General features: G+C 61.9%; 2 protein-coding genes. Both read left to right on the top strand.

Annotation, left to right across the window (positions count from 1 at the left end; all coding sequences use genetic code 11):
• Positions 1–617 precede the first annotated feature (617 nt).
• A complete protein-coding gene (locus DZK26_RS00860; RefSeq protein ID WP_220337087.1) occupies positions 618–1,712 on the top strand; it encodes a DUF2891 domain-containing protein in 1,095 nt (364 codons plus the stop codon).
• Positions 1,713–1,852: 140 nt separating this feature from the next.
• Positions 1,853–2,860: a hypothetical protein gene (locus DZK26_RS00855; protein ID WP_116897761.1), complete on the top strand. Its 1,008-nt coding sequence runs from the start codon at positions 1,853–1,855 to the stop codon at positions 2,858–2,860.
• Positions 2,861–2,994 lie beyond the last annotated feature (134 nt).

The following is a 2,994-nucleotide window of genomic DNA, read 5'->3' as shown; positions in this document are numbered from 1 at the left end:
CAGGCTGATGGCGGGTAACTTTTCTCTCGCGCGAGAAAAGTCACCAAAAGCGCGCTTAAAAGATGGACGGATTCCTCTCAGGAACCTTGTTGCGGAGTGGCTTCAGTATTGCGACTGGGGCTTTGCTTAAGCCCGGCCGGATTCATTGAGACCTCGATTCGAGGATTGACGTGGCCCGACCCACTGCCACGACTTCGAAGAATGCCAACAGCGGCGCCGTGGCGCCCACACCGGAGGCAGGGGTCTACATCTACAGCTTTCCCCATGGCGGATGGAAGTTGGCCTCGCCAAGGTCGCACCGTTCAGTTTCGGGCTACGCCCGATCCATGCCGAAGACGCCACGCAATTCGACCGAGCGGGAACGAAGGTACGAGCAACATTCCGTTAAGCCACCAAGGCGAGTTGCTGCTGCGGACCCACCGCGTGGTTGTAAGAGCGTTTTTGGCTACTTTTGTCGTAACTGACAAAAGTTGCTCGCCAAAAGCGCCTGCGAAGCAGGCCGGGCGAAACCGCAGTTAACCTGTCGAGACCCGCACCGCGGCCGGTGCCGCCAACCCACCCAACGCCCCACAACGGTTGGGTTAAGCTGACCGCATGTGCGACCCCCTGGAGTCAAGATGCGAATCCTTGCTTGCCTGCCGACGCTATTCCTCGCTACCGTGATGATGGCAACAGCCGACGCGAACACGTCGGACAAATCCCTGGATGCCGAATCGGCCGGCCGTTTCGCCGCGCTGGCACTCGATTGCGTCGACCAGGAATATCCCAACCTGATTCACCACGTGATGGCCGGCGACGACGATGTCGGTGCACCGCGTGAGCTGACACCGACCTTTTACGGCTGCTACGACTGGCACTCCTCGGTGCACGGTCACTGGCTGCTGGTTCGCCTGGCTCGTTTGTTTCCGGAGGCCGGTTTCGCCGACGAGGCGCGGGACAAGCTGGCCGCCAATCTCACCGAAAACAACCTGCTGGCTGAAGCCGCCTATATGGCCCATCCGGACCGGACCGGTTTCGAGCGGCCCTACGGGCTTGCCTGGTTACTGCAGTTGATCACCGAACTCGACCAGTGGGATGACGAGCAGGCCGATGACTGGCGGGAATGGCTGCGCCCGGTCGAGGAAATCGCGGTCCGTCGGCTGACCGACTGGATCCCGAAACTTCACTATCCGATTCGCATCGGTGAACACGATCAGACGGCTTTTGCCTTCGGCCTGTCCCTCGACTATGCGCGGCAGGTCGACAACGATGAATTGGCTTCAGTCGTGGAAGAGGCAGCCGAGCAATTCTACGCCGGGGATCGCGACTGCCCGCTGCACTACGAGCCCTCCGGCCACGATTTCCTCTCGCCCTGTCTGGCCGAGGCCGACCTGATGCGGCGGGTCATGGATTCCAAACAATTCGCCGGCTGGCTGGATACTTTCATGCCCGGCATCGGCGAGGATAACTGGCTGCCGGTCGCCGTCGTCACCGATCGCGCCGACGGCAAGCTCTCGCATATCGACGGCCTCAACCTGTCGCGCGCCTGGATGCTGGAAGGCATTGTCGCCGGACTGCCGGAAGGCGATAGCCGGCGCGGGGCACTCGAAGCGTCGGCGCGCGAACACACCGAAGCCGGTCTGTCGGGCGTCAGCGACGAACATTATGCCGGCGGGCACTGGCTGGCCAGCTTTGCCGTCTACCTGCTTTCCCGAAGGGGTCTGTCGGAGTGACCCAGGCCGCGGCTGCGGACCCTGGCCATCCCGGCTCCCACGAACCTGAACAGCGCAAAACGCTCAAATAACCTGATGGTGGCAGAATTAAGGTCCCGTTCCCGTAGGATGAATCGGACTTCCACCGAACCCTTTCTCCCATGCAACAAACCCTGCGCAAGCCCGGTTTCGGCGAGCGGCTGAAACAACTCGGCTACCTGCTCAAGCACACTTTCACCATCGTCGGGCGCGACCCGGGCATTCTTCGACCCTGGGTACGCATGACGATCTACGGTGTGGTGATGGTCTGCCTGTTCTTTGCCGCCATCACCGCTTTTATCGTCGATGCCGACGGCACGGGGCTGTTGTTGCTCCTGGTTTCGATCGCGATGTTCGTCTACAAGTTCTTCTACTACACCCGCCAGGAGCTTCGGCAGAGCTGGCTGGTTACCGAAGCGCTCAAGGGCGAAAAGCGATCGGCCGAAGATGCCGGATCCCGGGTCAGGGAACTGGCCTGGACGGCGCGCAAGATCGCGCTGCTCGACATGCTGGTCGCCTGGATGATGTCGATGGCACGCAGCAGCGGCAAGGCCGGTGCCCTGGTGCGGCTGTTCATGCGCGGCATCGAGGAAGTCTGGGACCTGCTCAACCACTACCTGCTGCCCTCGGCAGCCGTCGACGGCTACGGCATCCGCGACAGCGTGGGCCGAATGGGAACACTCAAGGACAACGTGCCCGAGACCCTGGCCGGCGTATTCGGCATCGACATCGCTGCACGCGCCGTGGGCAGCATCATGGCACCAGTCTATTTCGTGCTGTTCGTCGGCGCCGTGGCTGTTGGTATCTGGGTGGGCGATGCCTTCCCGGCCTTCTACGCCGGCGACCTGCGCGAGACGTTCAACAAGGTCGAGGCCGGGTTCCTGCCCGACGAACTGCATTTCTCGTGGCTGCCCGTGCTGATCGCCATCTGGCTGGGCAAGCTGGGTTCGGTGGTGCTGGAAAGAGTGACGACTACGGTCAAGGTCATCTACTTCTCGATCTTCTACATGCGCATCACCCACGTAGAAGACATCATTCCGGAGGTGCGCGACGAACTCGACAGCTACCTGCGCATGGAAGCCGAGGACCCCGATCCGGTGGCCGATCCGTCGGCGAGACAGCCGACCTGAATCAGCTTCCTACAAGGAGCCTTTGAGAACGTAGCGAGCGGGTGCCTGACGGTGGCCGCCGGAGCGCAGGTACCGCAGTGTATGTGCGAATACATGAGGATTCCGAGCACCGCCGGACGCCGTCAGGCGCACGC

The organism is Wenzhouxiangella sp. 15190 (genome assembly GCF_003417465.1).
Taxonomy (GTDB): domain Bacteria; phylum Pseudomonadota; class Gammaproteobacteria; order Xanthomonadales; family Wenzhouxiangellaceae; genus Wenzhouxiangella.
The sequence above is the reverse complement of the archived record's forward strand: the minus strand, read 5'-3'. Positions and strand labels throughout refer to the sequence as shown.